The 17,807-nt window shown below is 52.3% G+C and carries 13 protein-coding genes; 3 read left to right on the plus strand and 10 right to left on the minus strand.

Features of this window, described 5'->3' with window-relative positions:
* Positions 1-29: 29 nt before the first annotated feature.
* A complete protein-coding gene (locus AC50X8_RS23075; protein WP_494862463.1) occupies positions 30-1,499 on the minus strand; it encodes a sensor histidine kinase in 1,470 nt (489 codons plus the stop codon).
* Entirely contained in the window at positions 1,496-2,305 is an 810-nt protein-coding gene (locus tag AC50X8_RS23080; protein ID WP_494862891.1) for a response regulator transcription factor, read from the minus strand. The genes AC50X8_RS23075 and AC50X8_RS23080 overlap by 4 nt, the downstream gene beginning before the upstream one ends.
* 312 nt (positions 2,306-2,617) lie before the next feature.
* On the opposite strand from AC50X8_RS23080, the gene AC50X8_RS23085 reads away from it, so the two are divergent.
* Positions 2,618-3,430, plus strand: coding sequence for an SDR family oxidoreductase (locus AC50X8_RS23085; RefSeq protein WP_056033826.1), 813 nt, complete (start codon positions 2,618-2,620; stop codon positions 3,428-3,430).
* A gap of 40 nt (positions 3,431-3,470) precedes the next feature.
* Positions 3,471-5,216, plus strand: coding sequence for an alpha-glycosidase (locus AC50X8_RS23090; protein ID WP_056033823.1), 1,746 nt, complete (start codon positions 3,471-3,473; stop codon positions 5,214-5,216).
* Between the two features lie 100 nt (positions 5,217-5,316).
* On the opposite strand, the gene AC50X8_RS23095 is transcribed toward AC50X8_RS23090, so the two are convergent.
* Genes AC50X8_RS23095 through glgB form a run of 3 tightly spaced genes read right to left on the minus strand, consistent with a single transcriptional unit; the run spans position 5,317 to position 9,643 of the window.
* On the minus strand, positions 5,317-6,243 hold the full coding sequence (locus AC50X8_RS23095; RefSeq protein WP_494881747.1) for a hypothetical protein: 927 nt from the start codon (positions 6,241-6,243) through the stop codon (positions 5,317-5,319).
* The gene (glgA, locus tag AC50X8_RS23100; RefSeq protein WP_494881749.1) at positions 6,243-7,673 is read right to left on the minus strand and encodes a glycogen synthase GlgA; all 1,431 of its coding nucleotides are present in this window, start codon (positions 7,671-7,673) and stop codon (positions 6,243-6,245) included. Before glgA ends, AC50X8_RS23095 begins: the two co-directional genes overlap by 1 nt.
* 53 nt (positions 7,674-7,726) lie before the next feature.
* Positions 7,727-9,643, minus strand: a complete 1,917-nt coding sequence (gene glgB / locus AC50X8_RS23105) for a 1,4-alpha-glucan branching protein GlgB (RefSeq protein ID WP_494881751.1) — start codon at positions 9,641-9,643, stop codon at positions 7,727-7,729.
* Positions 9,644-9,806: 163 nt separating this feature from the next.
* Between glgB and AC50X8_RS23110 the strand changes: the two genes are divergently transcribed.
* A complete protein-coding gene (locus tag AC50X8_RS23110; RefSeq protein ID WP_056033812.1) occupies positions 9,807-11,069 on the plus strand; it encodes a glucose-1-phosphate adenylyltransferase in 1,263 nt (420 codons plus the stop codon).
* Between the two features lie 231 nt (positions 11,070-11,300).
* Here AC50X8_RS23110 and AC50X8_RS23115 read toward each other — a convergent pair whose 3' ends face one another.
* From AC50X8_RS23115 to AC50X8_RS23135, 5 genes are all read right to left on the minus strand, one after another.
* Positions 11,301-12,830, minus strand: coding sequence for a stalk domain-containing protein (locus AC50X8_RS23115; RefSeq protein ID WP_494881753.1), 1,530 nt, complete (start codon positions 12,828-12,830; stop codon positions 11,301-11,303).
* Between the two features lie 136 nt (positions 12,831-12,966).
* On the minus strand, positions 12,967-13,710 hold the full coding sequence (gene pyrH, locus AC50X8_RS23120; RefSeq protein ID WP_056033930.1) for a UMP kinase: 744 nt from the start codon (positions 13,708-13,710) through the stop codon (positions 12,967-12,969).
* 418 nt (positions 13,711-14,128) lie between these two features.
* Positions 14,129-14,875 carry an SDR family NAD(P)-dependent oxidoreductase gene (locus AC50X8_RS23125; RefSeq protein WP_056033808.1) on the minus strand — a complete coding sequence of 249 codons (747 nt, stop codon included), beginning with the start codon at positions 14,873-14,875 and terminating at the stop codon, positions 14,129-14,131.
* Between the two features lie 88 nt (positions 14,876-14,963).
* Entirely contained in the window at positions 14,964-16,358 is a 1,395-nt protein-coding gene (thrC, locus tag AC50X8_RS23130; protein WP_494881755.1) for a threonine synthase, read from the minus strand.
* Between the two features lie 127 nt (positions 16,359-16,485).
* Positions 16,486-17,799, minus strand: coding sequence for a glycosyltransferase (locus AC50X8_RS23135; RefSeq protein WP_494881757.1), 1,314 nt, complete (start codon positions 17,797-17,799; stop codon positions 16,486-16,488).
* Positions 17,800-17,807: the final 8 nt, after the last annotated feature.

Here is a 17,807-nt window from a genome sequence, read left to right on the forward strand (position 1 = left end):
TTGTTTCGAACCTGTAAACCTTTACACCTTTAACCGCTATATAGCGGAAAATAGACCTTGAACGTCGTTCCATCCTCGCCCGACCTTACCAGTACAAGCTCACCCTTTTGCGCCTCGGCAAGCTGCTTAACGAGCGACAGGCCAAGTCCCGTTCCTCCCGATATGCGGGAGCGGTCGCGGTTGACCGTATAGAAAGGCTCAAAAATTTTGTCATGCGCTTCCGCTGGAATGCCAATACCCGTATCCCGCACGACAACATTGACCCGAGCTCCGTCCACATGCAGCGCAACCTCAATACGTCCGCCAGGACGATTATATTTAATGGCATTATCAATTAAGTTGATGAATATTTGCATCAGGCTCTCCCGATCGGCCCAGATGACAGCAGGCTCCAGCTGCGTTTGCAGCAACAAATCAAATTTTGCCGCCTTGCCCTGCATGCGCGTGCACAAATCGAGCAGCAGCTCATCCAGCTGCAGCACCTCGGCCTGCTGCTCGAACGCATACTTTTCCAGCGCCGCCAAATGCAGCACCTTCTCGACCATATCGTACAGCCGCCCGGACTCTTTGCCCATGCTTTGAATCGCCTCATCAATGAGCTTCGGATCATCGCGGTACATATCCAGCAAATCTACATACGCCCGAATCGACGTGAGCGGCGTCTTGAACTCATGGCTAATGTTGCCGATGAACTGCTTCTGTTGCTGCTCCAATTGCTGCAGCTTGAGGATGGCGAGCGTAAGCTTGCGCTGCTCCTCCTTCATTTCCTCAATATGCCGTTCAATGGCGCTGCTCATGAAAAAAATATCCTGGCTTAAGTCGCCCAGCTCATCGCGCCTGCGTACGGGATTTTGCTGCAAATACCGCCCTTCTCGAATGTTGCCCGCTGCGCTTCTCAGCCGGGAAATGACCGCGGCCAGCCTATAAAAATACGCATAGCCCATGGCGGCCCCTGCCACCACGGCAATAATGCCCGCCGTTTGAAACAGCTCGCGGATGGTCTGGGCGAACAGATGGTCATTTTTCAACGAGTAATGGAAGCTGACTACGCCAAGCAATCCATCCTCGCCCTGCAAAGGAGCAAAATAAATCAGGGAATCCCCCGCTGTCTGATAGGCGATTTTGCCAACCAGGGCATATTGCAGCGTGTCGGACAAATTTGTTCCTTTCTCTCCGCCAACGGGAATGGAGCTGCCGGCTTCTTTGCCCTGCGTGTCATACAGCGTCGTCTGCATGCCGCTGATCATTGAAATGTAGAGCGCCAGCCGCTGCCCTCTCAACGGCATGAAGGCATCAAGGGCAAGCGGCGGTTCGCTAGTAGCGAAGCTTTGCCGAACGTATTGTGCCGCTACCTCGCTTTGCTTGGCCAGCAGCTTCTCTGTTCGTTCCTGCTGATCGCGCTTGATCCCGCTCAGCACCATCATGCTCAGTACGCTAACGGTAAGCGCCAGCAGCACGATCAGCACAATGCTCATCCGCAGCTTTAAGCTGATTCTCATGACGGCTCACCGGATTGCCCCGGCTCATTCGCTTTTATCGATGACGAGACTGACTCCGCCGAAGTGTCCTGCGTATTCCCAGATCCAGCGCTTATCTTTGATGCCCCAGCTGTTGACGCTCCTGCCTTTGAAGCTTTGTAGCCGATGCCGTATACGGTCTGGAGCAGCGTCTGGCTCGAATCGCCCAGCTTTTTGCGCAGCCGCTGAATATGAATGTCTACCGTGCGCGTTCCGCCCGCGTATTCCATATCCCAGACCAAATCAAGCAGCTCCTCCCGGGTATAAACCCGCTCGGGATGCGACAGCAGCAGCGCTGCCAGATCAAATTCCTTTGGCGTCAGCTCAATAGCAGCACCGCCAGCCGTAATGAGCCGCTGCTGCAGGTTCAGGCGAATGCTGCCAAGCTCATACACATCCGGCTCCTCCTCGCGCCCCGCCAGCTTCTGGGTGCGCCGCATCAGCGCCTTCGCTCTGGCAACAAGCTCGCGCAAATCAAATGGCTTCGTCATATAATCGTCGGCGCCCAGCTCAAGCCCCAGCACCTTGTCGACGATGTCATTTTTGACCGTGAGCAAAATAATGCCGACGCCATGGAGATTCTCCAGCTTCCGGCACACTTCATAGCCGTTCATGCGCGGCATCATTACGTCTAAAATAATGACATGCGGCTGGAAGACGGCTACCTTCTCCAACGCCTCTTCCCCATCGCCAGCGGTCTCGACCAAATAGCCCTCGCGTCTGAATGCATAGGCAACGGCGCTGACGATACTCGCTTCATCATCTACGACCAATATTTTTTTATCTATCATCTGACCTGTCATCCTTCACCGCTCCCACCTGTGCCTATCTAACCCAGATTACCCATTAGATCGCAGCATAATGCAATTTTGCATCGCCAATATATCGAACTTGTTTCCAACTTGTAAACATGTATGAACAAAGAATGGATAGGTGCGCTGTGGTCGCCGATTGTCCAGCAGAAGCCGCAAAATAAAAATTGAAATAGTTGGGAACACCCGATTGGTTTAGGGTAAGAGAAATTAGATCATCTTAACAGAATACGCATTTGCAGGACATGTTCCCTAAACATCATTATACATTGCAGGAGGTTTTCGACGATGGCGAATGAACAAACGAGGACAGGCAACGGCAGACTGGCGGGCAAAGCTGCTCTAATAACGGGAGCCGGCTCTGGCATCGGCCGCGCAGCGGCACTGCTGTTCGCCAAGGAAGGCGCTAATCTGGCACTGCTCGATGTGAATGAGGACGGGCTGGCCAAGGTCAAGCAGGAGGCCGAAGCTTTCGGCGTCACTTGCGCAACAGCCGTGACCGATATTTCAAGCGAGGAAGCGATCGAAGCGGCGTATAAATTGGCGTTAGACAAGCTGGGCCAGCTTGACATCGTCTATGCCAATGCCGGCATTAACGGCTCCATGGCGCCCATTGAGCTGATGAAGCTGGAGGATTGGAGCAAGACGATCAACATTAACCTGAACGGCACGTTTCTGACCGTGAAGCATGCCATTCCAGCGCTTAAGGAAAAGGGCGGCAGCATTTTGATTACGAGCTCCATTAACGGCAACCGCGTCTTCTCGAATATCGGGTTCAGCGCATACAGCAGCACAAAGGCGGCGCAGGTCGCTTTCACTCAGATGGCGGCGCTGGAGCTGGCGAATTACCGCATTCGCGTCAATGCCATCTGCCCTGGCTCCATTAAGACGAATATTGATAAAAGCACGAAACGCTCGCCTTATTTGGAGGAGGTGCAAATTCCGGTCAACTTTCCGGAAGGCGACCAGCCGCTGGAGAAGGGGCCCGGCTCCCCTGAGCAAGTCGCCCAGCTTGCGCTGTTCCTCGGCTCGGATGATTCATATCACATTACGGGCACAACGGTATACATTGACGGAGCGGAATCCTTGCTTCACGGCTAGCTAAACCAACTGCAGGGCAGGAGAGGAGAAACAACTATTTATGCTAAGAGAAGCCATTCACCACACCCCAAGCCACAAATGGGCCTACGCCTATGATTTGAGCACCTATCACATCCGGCTGCGCACGAAAAAAAATGATGTGGAGGATGTCGTCATGGTCGCCGGAGACAAATACGACTGGAATGGCAACCTCCAAGAGATTGTAATGGAAAAAATAGCGTCCGATCAGCTGTTTGATTACTGGGAGGGCGTTATCATCCCGAAATACAAACGCTTCTCCTATGGCTTCCGTCTGCATGCCGGCACAGAGACGATGTGGAAGATCGAGACCGGATTTTATGCGCAGCAGCCGACGCCTCCAGGCGGCTATTTCGAGGTGCCCTACATTCATGAGGTCGACTTGTTCGATGCGCCAGATTGGGCGAAAAACGCGGTTTTTTATCAAATCATGGTAGACCGCTTCAATAACGGTGACAAGGAAAACGACCATGATTACGTAAGGCCTTGGGGAGAAACGCCCGATATTCATTCGCACTTTGGCGGCGACTTGCAGGGGATTTTAGATAAGCTGGAATACATTAGCGATTTGGGCGTAAATGCGATTTATTTGACACCGCTGTTCACTTCGCCCTCCAATCATAAATACGATACGGTAGATTATCATACGATTGATCCGCAGTTCGGCGATCTTGAGCTGCTCAAGAAGCTGGTCGATGAGTGCCACAAGCGCGGCATTCGCGTCGTGCTGGATGCGGTGTTCAACCATGTGAGCGAGCAATTCCCCCATTTTCAGGATGTGCTGAAAAATGGAGAAAAGTCCAAATACAAAGACTGGTTTCATTTGAACCACTTTCCGGTCGCTGTACAAGATGGCAAAGCAAACTATGATACGTTCGGCTTTTATGGCAACATGCCCAAGCTCAACACCGCCAATCCTGAAGTGAAAAAATATTTGCTCGACGTCGCCGTCCATTGGATTCGTGAAACGGATATTGACGGCTGGCGGCTCGATGTCGCCGACGAAATCGACCATCATTTCTGGCGGGAATTCCGCGGCGCTGTCAAGGCTGTGAAGCATGAGACCTACATTATCGGCGAGGTGTGGGGGGACGCGCTGCGCTGGCTGCAGGGCGACCAGTTCGATTCGTCGATGAACTATCCCTTTACGAACAGCGTGCTTGATTTTTTCGCAAACAACGGCAGGCATGCATCGGATTTTGCCGAAGAGGTGAACCGCCTGCTCGTGCGTTATCCGCAGCAGACGAACGAGGCGCTGCTTAACCTGCTATCGAGCCATGACATCCCGCGCTCCTTGACCAGAATGGGCGGCGATAAACGGCGGGCCAAGCTGGCAGCGGTGTTTATGATGACGTCGATGGGCGTTCCTTGCGTCTTCTACGGCGATGAGGTTGGTTTGCAAGGCGGCGGCGACCCCGATTGCCGCAAATGCATGGAATGGGACGAGGCGAAGCAGGATCGGGATTTGCATGATTTTTATCGCATCATCATTTCGCTCCGCAAAAAGCATGAGGCGCTGCGCTGCGGCCGCTTCCGCTTCCTGCAAGCGAGCAGCGAGAAAGGCACCTTCGTCTATGAGCGGATGAACAATAAGCAGCATTTCACCATTTGGATGAACAATACAGAGGAAAATGTATTCCTCGCCCACCCGATGCTGGCTGGCGGCTGGCGTGATGCGCTTACCGAGGAAGAAGTGGCAACGTTCGAGGAGCAGCTTCGCATTGAGCTGGAACCGATGGGTTACCGGATTTTGTACCGGAACATTTAAAGTTAAAGCAGCTTGAATAGAACTTGCATAGGACTTGAACAGGCAGCAGAAAAGGGACAGGGATCGGTTTTGTCGATGGCCTGTCCCTTCTTTGTACTGCTTAATCGGATAAATGCGAAGCATAGCGCCCTCCGCGCCCCTCAATGAACAGAAATTGCACCTTGGGCTGGAGCTTGCCAAGGGCGATTACCTCATCTAATGTCAGCGTAGAATGGCGCAGCTTGAAATGAAAATGCGGCTGGCAGTTAAAACGCTCAGAGGCGAACAATGCTTCATAGCTTGTATAAGGAATCGCATCCTCCGGCACGTCATCAATCGTTTCAATCCGCTCAGAAAAGTCCAGCTGCTGTAAATCGTTATAATAGGGACATTCAGCGAGACGGGCAATAAAAGATTCCTCTGTAAAACCTACCTGCAGCCTCAGCACACGGAGCGGATGGCCTTCCATTTCGAAAAAAGCTTCATCCGGCACTGTAGGCGTCTGGAAGGTGAGAACAGCTGGCATTTTGGCAAGCAGCTTCGTCACCATGCCATGCTCCTCTTCATAATCGCACCCGATGAAGCGGACGTTATGATCGCCTGAATCTGTGAGCTGTACGAGGAAGGAACGCAGTGCCGAAAACTCCGCCTCCGAATGCACGATGCGCGAGAAATTCCATTCATTCAGACCGTTCGCGCCTTCATCAGGCCCCGTGAAGGTTAGCGATGCAAGATGGGGAGCCACCTCAGGCAAACAAATAAATTCCAAGAACTTTACAAAAGGATAGTTCGTCTCGTAGTCGAAATCATCTGCGGCAATCGAAGGATCTTCATCATAGCCAACACCGTAAAACATCAGCTCGTACTGGTCGCCAACCTGGGCAAAGCTGACTTTAGCATCATTGCCGGGTGACCAAATAGCGTGCTCCGGGCCATAGCTTTGCTTAATATCCATTTGATAGTGGTAAATACGCTGCTGCAGCTCCAATAAGCGCTCAATCATCACCGGTCGCACTCCTTTTTCAAGACCAATTTCATTCTCAATCATTATAGAGTCAGCTCCGTATAAAGCGCTATGTAACGCTCCGCAGATGCTCCCCAGCTGTAATCTCCAGCAAAGGCGGCGGCGGTGAGCTTGCCCCGATGCGACTCATTCCACCATATATGAATGGCATAGCGAATCGTATTCAGCATTTCTTGGCTATTGTAATTGGTGAAGGAGAAGCCGTTGCCTTCTCCCGTCCACTCGTTGTAGCTTTGAACGGTGTCCTTCAGCCCGCCTACTTCTCGCACGATAGGCAAGCTGCCATACCGCAGCGCCAGAAGCTGGCTGATGCCGCACGGCTCGAATAGCGACGGCATGAGGAACATATCGGAGGCAGCATAAATACGGCGGGCTACGCCATCATCAAAGCCGATCCACGATACCATTTTGTCCGGATAACGATGCTGGGCTGCACGGAATGCATGCTCCATCTCGGGCTCACCCGTACCGAGCAGCACAAGCTGGATATTTTCCGTTTGCAGCAGCTCGTCCAGAACTTCCAGCACGAGGGGCAGCCCTTTTTGATCCACTAGCCTGCCGACCATTCCGATTAGGGGAATGGCATCGTTGACCGGCAGTCCAAGCTCCTGCTGGAGTGCGGCTTTATTTTGCTTTTTCACGTTGAGGCTGTCCTTGTATGGGAATGGAATGAACGGATCGGTCTCCGGATTGTAGCTGCGGGCGTCGATGCCGTTGACAATGCCGAGAAGCCGGTCGCCTTTGGCGCGCAGCGTGCCGTCCATGCCATACCCGTATTCAGCAGTTCGGATTTCGTTGGCATAGGTCGGACTGACGGTCGTCACCCGGTCTGCAAGCTGAATGCCCGCCTTCATAAAGCTCACCGAACCATGATATTCAACTCCATCCGGGGTGAACATCTCATTTTGCAATCCCAGCCAATCGCCCAGCGTATGATGCGGATAATTGCCTTGATATTGCAAATTATGAATGGTAAACACCGTCTTCACGCGGGAATATTCCGGGCGATGCCAATAATGATGCTTGAGCAGGGCGGGAATCATGCCCGTATGCCAATCATGGCAATGCAGCACATCGGGGATAAAGCCCATTACCGGCAGCGCATCAAGCACAGCCCGGCAGAAAAACGCATAACGCTCGCCGTCATCCCCGTAGCCATAAGCCGAGCCGCGACGGAAATAATGCTCATTGTCGATAAAATAATAGACGACTCCGTCATGTTCCAGCTCCTTGATGCCGCAATATACTTGCCGCCAGCCTACCGATACATAAATGAAGCCAAGCTCCTTCATCTGCGCTCGATATACGTCCTTCACCGAAGCGTAAAGCGGCATAATAACGCGCACATTGGCGCCCTTCTCATTCAATGCTTCCGGCAGTGAGCCTGCTACATCAGCAAGGCCGCCCGTCTTCATAAATGGCACGCATTCTGCTGCCGCAAACAATACGTTCATGCATTTCATCCCCTGCTCTTTGGTTTCATAATGCTGCAATGACGATTTAACGCTTAACGGGAACGCTGAACCTTTACTCGCCGCAAAATAAGGATAGATAACGGCGGCAGCGGCAGCTCTACGCTGTTTTTCTTATCATGCCAGCTGATGCGCTGCGATGCAATGGCGCCACCTTCCCGCAGCAGCTCCGCTTGAAAACCCGATCCGCCATAAGCGGGCTCATCGCTGTTCAGCACGATTTCATAATCGCCTGCGCTTGGTACGCCAATGCGGTAAACCGGATGCGCGTAATCCGTAAAATTGCACAGCATAATGAGCGCTTCCCCCTTCGGGCTGGCTAATCTGCGATATGAGAGGACGCTTTGCAAATCATCCTCGTGCTCTATCCATTCAAAGCCCCTGTAATCATGGTCGAGCTTCCACAGCGTTTTCTCCTGGGCATACAGCTGATTCAGCCTGCGGGTATAAGCCTGCATCCGCCAATGCGGCTCATAATCCAGCAGCAGCCAGTCCAGCTCCGCGTCGTCCTTCCACTCGATGAACTGGGCAAATTCGCCGCCCATGAACAGCAGCTTTTTGCCTGGATGGGTCATCATATAGCCGTAGAACAGCCGCAGTCCGGCAAATTTCTGCTCATAGCTTCCGGGCATTTTGTTCAGCAGCGATTTTTTCCCATGCACGACCTCATCATGGGAAAGCGGCAGCGCATGATTGTCCTGCCAGGCATACCAGATCGGGAAGGTCAGCAGATTATGTTTGGTTTTACGGTTAAAAAAATGCTCCTTGGCATAGCTGAGCGTGTCATTCATCCAGCCCATATTCCACTTATAATTAAAGCCAAGCCCGCCTTCGTCGACCGCTTTCGTAACGCCGGGATAAGCATGCGACTCCTCGGCCATCATAAGGGCATGCGGGTAATATTGAAAAACCGTCTTATTCAGCTGGCGCAAAAAAGCGATGCCTTCCAGATGCTCCTTGCCGCCGAATTCATTCGGACGCCACTGGCCTGGTTTTTTATCAAAATCATGATACAAAATGCTGGTGACCGCATCAACGCGCAAGCCATCAATATGAAACAGATCGAACCAAAACAAGGCATTCGAAATTAAGAAATTGCGAACCTCCGGCTTTCCGTAATCGAAGGCGAGTGTTCCCCAGCCAGGCTTCTCGGCAATGAGCGGGTCGTCATTTTCAAACAGAGCCGAGCCGTCAAAGCGGCGCAAGCCATGCGCATCCTTGGCAAAATGCCCCGGCACCCAGTCTAGAATGACACCGATACCGTTTTGATGACAGCGATCCACCAGCTCCATTAATTGCTGCGGTTCACCGTAGCGGGAAGTTGCGGCATAATAGCCTGTCGGCTGATAGCCCCATGATTTATCGTACGGATGCTCGGTCAGCGGCAGCAGCTCCAGATGGGTATACCCCATATCCGCTACATACGCGACCAATTGATCAGCCAGCTCGCTGTAGGAAAGCAGAGTATCATCCTTATGCCTGCGCCAGCTGCCAAGATGCACCTCGTAAATGTTCATCGGACGGGCGTACGGCGCTTTTTTTCCGCGCATCCACGCCTCATCCTGCCACGAATAACCGTCCAGCGACCAGACGCGCGATGCGGTTTGCGGCCTTACTTCGGCATAAACGGCATAAGGATCAGCTTTGAGCAGCCTCTCACCATTTTGGGCTATGATTTCATATTTATACAAAGCGCCTTTCGGCATATTCGGGAAGAAGCCTGTCCATATGCCGGACTTGTTAAGCCGGGTTAGCGGCTCATTGCCGCCATGCCACCCGTTAAAATCCGTCGCCAGACGAACCTCTCGTGCCTCCGGCGCCCAAACGTTAAAGCGAGTGCCTTCGATTCCATGCTCAGTTGATTGGTGAGCGCCCATTTTTCGATAGCTATGCGCCCATGTTCCTTCATGAAACAGAAATATTTCCTCTTCGGACAATGTGGAGATTTCCATCCATTTCACCCGCTTTATGTTCGCAATGAACGTATAGTAAAGCACACGAAAGCTAATATTAACCTTAAAAATTGATTTTGACTCAACCGTTTCAAGCGCCCTTCAGTCGTTTAAAAATACCTTACAACAACCCGTCACGGACGGCCTGGAGGGAAAAAGCCTTATGCCTAATAATACCGATTGCATCGCTATGCTGCTAGCTGGAGGACAAGGAAGTCGTTTAGCCCCATTTACAGGCCAAATGGCCAAGCCCGTCGTATCTTTCGGCGATCGCTTCCGCATGATTGATTTTCCATTAAGCAATTGTATTAACTCGGGCATCCGCACCATCGGCGTGCTTACCCAATATTGCTCCGACTCGGTTCACGACCACATTACCGATGGAGAAGCTTGGCTTCGCTCAGCAACGACGAAGCATTCTGGCGAAATTACGATGCTGCCTGCTTCTCGGGTATCAAGCTCAGGCTGCTACACGGGAACGGCTGATGCCCTTCTTCGCAATATTGCTTATGTGGACGAGCATCATCCCGAGCATGTGCTTGTTTTGTCAGGCGACCACATTTACCAGATGGATTATCGCCCGATGCTGGAATTTCACAAGGCTAACAAGGCGATGGCAACAATTGCCGTCAAACAGGTGCCATGGCGTGAAGCCCATCGCTTCGGCATCATGCATACGGACGAGCAGTCCCGCATCATGAAGTTTGAGGAGAAGCCGGCGAACCCGGAAAGCAACTTGGCTTCTATGGGCATTTATTTGTTCCGCTGGCAAGATTTAAGACGTTTCCTGCTGGAGGACGCCGCTAACCCTCATTCAAGCCATGACTTTGGCAAAGACATTATTCCCGCCATTTTGGCTGCCGAGGAAAACTTGAACGCTTATCCATACGAGGGCTACTGGCGTGATGTCGGCACTGTGGAAAGCCTGTGGGAAGCGCATATGGAGCTGCTTGACGGCGAGATGAGCCTATCTACAGAAACTTGGCCTCTGCGATCCAAAGAGGTTCAGCAGGTGCGCAAGCCCTATGTCAGCCCGCAAGCCGTGCTGAGCAACAGCATTGCTCATCCAGGCTGCACAATCGAAGGCCGGATTTCACGCTCGGTGCTCGGTGCAGGAGTCAGCATTGGAAAAGGCAGCGGCATCGCCGAAAGCATCATTATGCCCGGTGCAAAAATTGGGCGCAATGTTATTATTCATAGAGCCATCATTGGCGAAAACGCCGTTATTCATGACGGTGCAATCATCGGGGAGAGAAATCACGGAGACATAGCCGTCGTCGCCCCCGGCGAAGCAATTGTGGCTCATTTTATGAATGGCAGCAGCAAATTGAAGGCGCTTGAACAATTAGAGCAGTTTGAGAAATCAGCGACAGAGCTTGTTGGTACAGGAGAAGAGCGATTCAGCAATAGCGTCTTGCACTATTAAAGTGATGTGTCATAAGTGGATGTCTTGGTATCCCATTACTTTCGACAGGACGCTCGCTTTACCCTGCTTGCCGAATCAGCAAATTATATAGCGGGTTATGCAAGGTGAAACGGCTGTCACCGTCCTCTGGCGGCGCAGCGCGTTTCATTCCGAGAAATTCAAAAAATACCCCTCGGTCCACGAAGCAATGTGGGCCGAGGGGTTTTTGAGGTTGTTAGAAGCTTTGTTCCATTATTCGTCAGACTGATCCGATATCGTCAACTGGCTAAGCTTCTCGTTCCATTGAACCGATAGGCCAAACCCCTGCTCAAGCAGCTGATAAGGAACGGCCGTCGCACCGGAATAAACAATCGGCGCCTCTGGCAGCTTAAACGTCGTATTGTCTGCTTTCGCCTGGGTATCCCCTATACGGAAGGTTACTGAGCGTTCCTTGTATTTAAGCGTATAAATTCTGAAGCCTTCTTTATTAAGAACGGAGCTCAACGTCATGCCTAATTCTTTAGCTACGTCTTTTATCGGCACATATACCGTCTCGCCTTGCGGCAGGGCAGGGTATATGCTGCTTAGCCATTGCCCATTTATAAACGTATCAACAGCCGGCCTTGCTTGCATGGGCGTATAAACCATGCCATCGCTGCGTTCGGATGGTCCGCCCGCTTCATAAAACTTGTTATGGCCCCAGCCCCATGCTTTGCCATCCTCATCAATGGCAACGCCGTGGTCTTCCCCCGCTGCGATATGCTTGATCCGGGTGAGCCCTCGCACTTTGCCCTGCTTGCCAGTAGCGGTATATCCATATGCAAAAACCTCGCCATCGGTCGTCAGCATAAGCAGGCTGCCCGCACTTCCGCTTATCTCCTTCAGCGTCAGTATCGGATACAGCGCTTGTTTTTTGCCTTTTTCAGCAATGCTCCACGCTTTTCCTTTCGTATCTAATGCCATTAGACCGCCGCTATACGCGACGATGGAGGTTATGCCGGACAAGCTGGATATTTTAGCCGGAGCTGTAGGCTTAATCGTCTCCGCGCCATCGCGGGGCGTCGCCACAGGCTGCCAGCTCCATACCGTTCCATCCTTCTTCACGGCGTAAGCCTTAGGGTAACCGTATGCTACCTGCACGACTTGATTTAAGCCCTTCACGGCAGCTGGCTTGCCAAAGCTGAGCTTTCCGGTGTCGTCTTGCTGCTTCGTCCATGTTGAGACCGTGCCATTATTTAATAAAGCTATATCATAGCCGTAGCCGCCTGCCACCTTCGCTACGCCAGCAGCGCCTGCCACCTGCCGAAGCCCATTCGCATTTTTCCCGCTGCTGCCATTATGGCCCCAGGTCCAGACCGTTCCGTCTGCCTTTACCGCCATATAGTTCTGATCGCTCTTATTGATATGAATATAGACAATATCGGAAAGTCCGGAATAACGTACAGGAGCTACTGTATTGCGAAAGCCTTGATTTCCCTCCAGCCCAAGCTCTCCCCACAAATTGCGTCCCCAAGCCCAGACCGTGCCGTCGCTGCGCAGCGCAATCGTATAGTTATGGGCGGCTTCTATTTGCGTGAAGCTTTTGGGGACGGCTTGGGCGGCCTCAGCAGCTTGCTCCTGCCCTTGCTCTTGCAACAGGCTTGCTGCTTGCTCTCCGCTGGCAATCGCCGCACTTTGCGGGCCACCCGTCCATACAAGCGCTGCTAGGAGCGTAAACGCCAGCAAGCTGCGCCAAGCCTTCCCGCTCTTATTAGATTTCCTTGTCGTCGTTATGTTGAACATCTTCATCACTACCCCCAATGACCATTTACAAGCTGTCTATATGGACGGCATTCCCAATTGGAAGGTTGCAGCTTGATGGCTATTTGGCTATTTAGACATTCATTCCTTGGGGATGAAGATGAGGGCGATGAAAAGCTCAGGCGTCCATCTCCAGCACAGAGCTGTTGCTGATCAGCGTTCCGACATGGCTGCCATGGCAAATCGCCTTCATCGAGCCCGGCTGGTCGAAATTAAACACATGAATCGGCAGGTTATAGTCCCGTGCCAAAATAAACGCCGACTGGTCCATCACCTTAAGCTGCTGGTCCAGCACATCATTATAGTGCAGCGATTTGAATTTCCGCGCGCCCTTGTGCAGCTTGGGATCGGCGTCAAGCACGCCGTCTACGCCCTGCTTCGCGACCAGCAGAGCATCGCAGCCCACCTCAATGGCCCGCTGCACCGATGGGTAATCCGTCGTCACATACGGCTGTCCGTTGCCGCCTGCAAAAATGACGATATACCCCTTCTCCAAATGATGCACCGCCCGCAAACGGATGTAAGGCTCGGCAACGCTGCTGACAGGCAGCGCCGTCATGACGCGCACTTCCTTCTTCGTTCTGGCCTTCAGCACGCCTCTGAGCATAAGGCTGTTAATCACGGTCGCAAGCGTACCTATATTGTCCGCCTCTGCCCGTTCAATGCCCCAGCTTTCGCCCATATTGCCGCGAAAAATATTGCCGCCGCCAATAACGAGCGACACCTCAACGCCCATTTTTACAACGGACAGCACTTCTCTTGCGATATGCTCCAGCTTTTCGGGTTCAAAGCCAAACTCGCTTCCACCCGCAACCGCTCCGCCGCTCAGCTTAATCAGCACTCTTTTATACTTGTTATTCATCATCAATCATGCACCTCCAGTTAAATTAACGTTCGCAAGAAGCAGAACATTGGGGACTGAACCATTTAAATAGCGACTCAAGCAAAAATGACTTCGTCGTCCTTCCGGGACGTGCGAAGAGCTTTGTCGGAGAATTCTAAGCGGATATAAGGATGAAACTTATAAAGTCTTATATTTTGAAAAAAAGGCATAAAAAAAACACCAAAGCATGATATGCCTTGGTGCTTCAAAGGAATGGAAATAGAAACGCGCTTCGGGCTGGACAGGCAAAACCGGCTGTTCCATTGCCTTGGCTTTCGCTCCATATTCCCATCTCCTTCCTTTATTCCTTCTTGATTTTGTCTTATTCTACGCCAGCGCTAGGCAAGTTGCAATAGTAGCTTAGGCTTAGGGCTTGCGATGCGGATACGAAATGACGCTACTCCTCGTAAATCATTTTGCGCGTCATGCCGCCGTCGACGACGAGATTAATGCCATTAACGAAATCATTGCCCGGATCGGTCAAATAAAAGCAGGCTTTGGCGATATCATCCGGCTTGCCGACTCGCATGGATGGATGCTGGCTGTGATCCTCCGGCCGCAGTGCTTCATAATCGCCGGTTTCGATCCAGCCGGGGCTGATGGCATTGACGCGAATGCGATCCGGGCCAAAAGAAAGAGCCAGCGCATGCGTCAGTGCAACGATGCCGCCCTTGGAAGCCGCATACGCCTCCGTATTGGGCTCAGACATTAAGGCGCGGGTCGAGGCCATATTGACGATGGCTCCGCCTCCGTTGCCGCGCATCAGCTTTGCCGCTTCCCTTGCGCATAAAAAAGTGCCGCGCAAATTCGTATGGAGCAGCGCATCCCATTCTTCAACCGCAAGGTCGTAAGGCGACTTCCACACCGCATAACCCGCGTTGTTAATCAGCACATCTATGCCGCCGTAGGTCTCGCTGATAAAAGCGAACATCGCTTCGATTTCCGCTGGCTGAGCCAAATCGATTGTATAAGCAGCAGCTTTGCCGCCCTCTCCTCGCATGTGGTCGGCTGCGGCCTCAGCGCCCTCGCTGTCCCTGTCTGCCGCAATGACAAGAGCTCCTTGCCTCGCATAGCTTGTCGCAACAACCAAGCCGATGCCGCGCGCGGCGCCGGTTACCAGCACTATTTTTCCACTATAGTCCATTGATCAGCTGCCTCCTCGTTTCCCTTCCTATGCACAAACAGCCGATCAGATAGGCTCTGACCGGCTGCTCAAGCTTTTTATGCGCGACTTAAGCGTTATAAAATTTCAACAGCTCGCTGACGATCGCTTCTTGAGTTCCTTCTACGCGAGTCTGACGCTGCGTTTTCTCAAACAAGGACGAAATTTGCTCAGGGAATGCCTGCTCAATGCCGCAAAGGCGAATCGCCTCGTCGAACTTGGCCGGATGCGCAGTAGCCAGCGAAATCGTTACATCGCCGCTTTCAGCACATTGATCGGCTGCCGCCACGCCGCAAGCGGAGTGAGGGTCAAGCAAATAATCAGTTTCCGCGTTGTATTTGCTGATCGTATCAAGACATTCCTGTCCGCCAACGCCATGAGCGCCGAATTCAGCTTGCACCCGCTGCAAATCGTCTCCAGAAATAACGAGCTTGCCTTCCTTGCGGAACTGGTTCATCAGCTCTGTAATCAGCTGAGAATTTTCACCCAGCACATAATACAAATAACGCTCGAAGTTGCTTGCCACCTGAATGTCCATCGAAGGGCTGTACGTGCTGCGGAAATCTCCCGGCATATACACGCCTTCCTTGATGAAACGCTCCAAAATGTTGTTTTCGTTCGTTGCCAAAATCAGCTTGTTCACCGGAAGGCCCATGCGCTTCGCAAGGTATCCTGCAAAAATATCGCCAAAGTTGCCAGTCGGCACGCTGAAATTGACTTCCTTCACATCCTGCTGCTTCGCAACCTGGAAGTAAGCATAGAAATAATAAACCGTCTGCGCCAAAATGCGCACAAAGTTAATGGAGTTAATCGCACACAGATGGTTCGCAGACTTAAACTCCAAATCAGCGAACAAATCCTTGATAATGCGCTGGCAGTCGTCAAAATTGCCATCGACCGACAAGTTCAAGACGTTGTCGTCCGGCACCGTCGTCATTTGCAGTTCCTGCACCTTGCTGACTTTGCCATGGGGATGCAAAATGCAAATTTTAATGCCGTCTTTGCCGCGAACGCCTTGAATCGCCGATGCGCCCGTATCGCCGGAGGTCGCGCCAAGAATATGGATCGTCTTGTTCTGCTTGCGGGATACATACGTATATAATTCGCCCATAAATTGCAGCGCAATGTCCTTAAATGCAAAGGTTGGGCCGTGGAACAGCTCCAGCAAATACAGGTTGTCCTTCAAGCGGCGAACAGGCGTTACGCCTGAGTCGCGGAATGTTCCATAGCTGGCATCCACCATCGCCCGCAAATCTTCCGCTGGAATTTCATCATTCGTGAAATAGCCGAAAATTTCCAGCACCAGCTCCTGATAAGACAGGTTCTGCCACGCTTTCAGTTTCTCAGCTGAAAAAACAGGAATTTCACTCGGAACGAGCAAGCCTCCGTCATCTGCAAGTCCCATTAGAAAAGCGTCGATAAATCCGATTTTGCCAACATTTCCTCTTGTGCTAATATACTCCACCGGGTAATCCCTCCGACATTCTTTTGTAACATCATATCATCGTTTCCGGTTAAAATCGAATGGATTATTGAAATATGGCCTGTATTTCATCGCCGAAATGCCCGCGCCGCGCTGCGAGGTTTGCCTGTTATTTCCGCGCGGACGATACAATCAGCTCATACAGCTGCGACAAGGTGTCGCGGCGCTCCTCCTGCTCCATCCGCTTAATGAATGCGGCGCGGTTCTGGTAGACATCCTCAATCGCCGCCAGCAGCGTATCCGGCGCTACCTTCTCCTCATGGAGCACCTCGCAAAAGCCAGAAGACTTGAACGAATCTGCATTGAGCAGCTGATCGCCTCGGCTCTGTGCCTTCGTAAGCGGAATGAGCAGCATTGGCTTGCGCAAATGCAAAAACTCAAATATAGCGTTAGAACCCGCGCGCGAAAGCACAATATCGCTCATCGCCAGCACATCGGGAAGCTGCTCATTAATGTATTCGAACTGCTTGTAATCCGCCGTCTCAAGGACAGGCTCAACCTGTCCTTTGCCGCATAAATGCACGATGCTGAATTTGCGGGTCAGTTCGCTAAGCGCGCTGCGCACCGCCTTATTAATCGCCCGCGACCCAAGGCTGCCGCCCATAATGAGCAGGACGGGCTTCGCTCCTCCTGTTTCTGCCCGCGATGCCCCCTTTTCGTCTACTATTGCTGACGCTGCTGATACTTTCGCTGTTTCCGCGGCAGACTCTTCGGCTCTCACGCTTTTTCCCGAAATGTTCACCACCAGCTTGGCAGGGTTAGCCGAATGGGCGGCGCTTTCCTTTGACGCCTGCCCTTGCGGCGTCTTGCTTAGCGTCTGTGAGCTGCCTGCTGCTCCCGAGGCTGCTGCATCAGCTGCTTCGGATGCAGGCAGCAGACCGCAATAGGCTCTGCCTCGCGAGGCAACCCCTCGCCCCAGCTCATCGCGGATGACTGCGCCAACATAATGCGCCTTGCCTGACGGCAAATGCTGCGCCGTCTCGGGAAAGGTCGTACACACGCCCGTCGAGAAAGGGATTGCAATGCGATTCGCCAGTCCCGGGGTCAGATCCGATTCATGAATAAGCACCGGCACCCGATTGAGCCACGCGCCCAGCACAACCGGAACGGAAACGAAGCCGCCCTTGGAAAAAATCACGTTTGGCTTCTCCCGCTGAATGAGCCGATAAGCTTGAAAAACCCCTTTAACAACCTTGAAGGGGTCCTTCACATTTTGCCAGTCCAAATAGCGCCGAAGCTTGCCTGTCGCTATACCATGATATGTAAGCTGCTCTAGTGGAGCAGTAAGTTGCTTCTCAATGCCATTTTCCGACCCAATATAATGGATCTGCCAACCGGCTTCCGCGAAACGGGGAATCAGCGCCAAGTTAACGGTCACATGGCCTGCCGTCCCTCCGCCTGTAAACATAATTTTCCTGCCCATTATCCATA

Source organism: Paenibacillus sp. JT22N15 (genome assembly GCF_059383755.1).

Coding starts and splice junctions, on each gene's coding strand:
- AC50X8_RS23075 (WP_494862463.1), bottom strand. CDS start 1,499: ATGAGAATCAGCTTAAAGCTGCGGATGAGCATTGTGCTGATCGTGCTG.
- AC50X8_RS23085 (WP_056033826.1), top strand. CDS start 2,618: ATGGCGAATGAACAAACGAGGACAGGCAACGGCAGACTGGCGGGCAAA.
- AC50X8_RS23090 (WP_056033823.1), top strand. CDS start 3,471: ATGCTAAGAGAAGCCATTCACCACACCCCAAGCCACAAATGGGCCTAC.
- AC50X8_RS23095 (WP_494881747.1), bottom strand. CDS start 6,243: ATGATTGAGAATGAAATTGGTCTTGAAAAAGGAGTGCGACCGGTGATG.
- glgA (WP_494881749.1), bottom strand. CDS start 7,673: ATGAACGTATTGTTTGCGGCAGCAGAATGCGTGCCATTTATGAAGACG.
- glgB (WP_494881751.1), bottom strand. CDS start 9,643: ATGGAAATCTCCACATTGTCCGAAGAGGAAATATTTCTGTTTCATGAA.
- AC50X8_RS23110 (WP_056033812.1), top strand. CDS start 9,807: ATGCCTAATAATACCGATTGCATCGCTATGCTGCTAGCTGGAGGACAA.
- AC50X8_RS23115 (WP_494881753.1), bottom strand. CDS start 12,830: ATGTTCAACATAACGACGACAAGGAAATCTAATAAGAGCGGGAAGGCT.
- pyrH (WP_056033930.1), bottom strand. CDS start 13,710: ATGAATAACAAGTATAAAAGAGTGCTGATTAAGCTGAGCGGCGGAGCG.
- AC50X8_RS23125 (WP_056033808.1), bottom strand. CDS start 14,875: ATGGACTATAGTGGAAAAATAGTGCTGGTAACCGGCGCCGCGCGCGGC.
- AC50X8_RS23135 (WP_494881757.1), bottom strand. CDS start 17,799: ATGGGCAGGAAAATTATGTTTACAGGCGGAGGGACGGCAGGCCATGTG.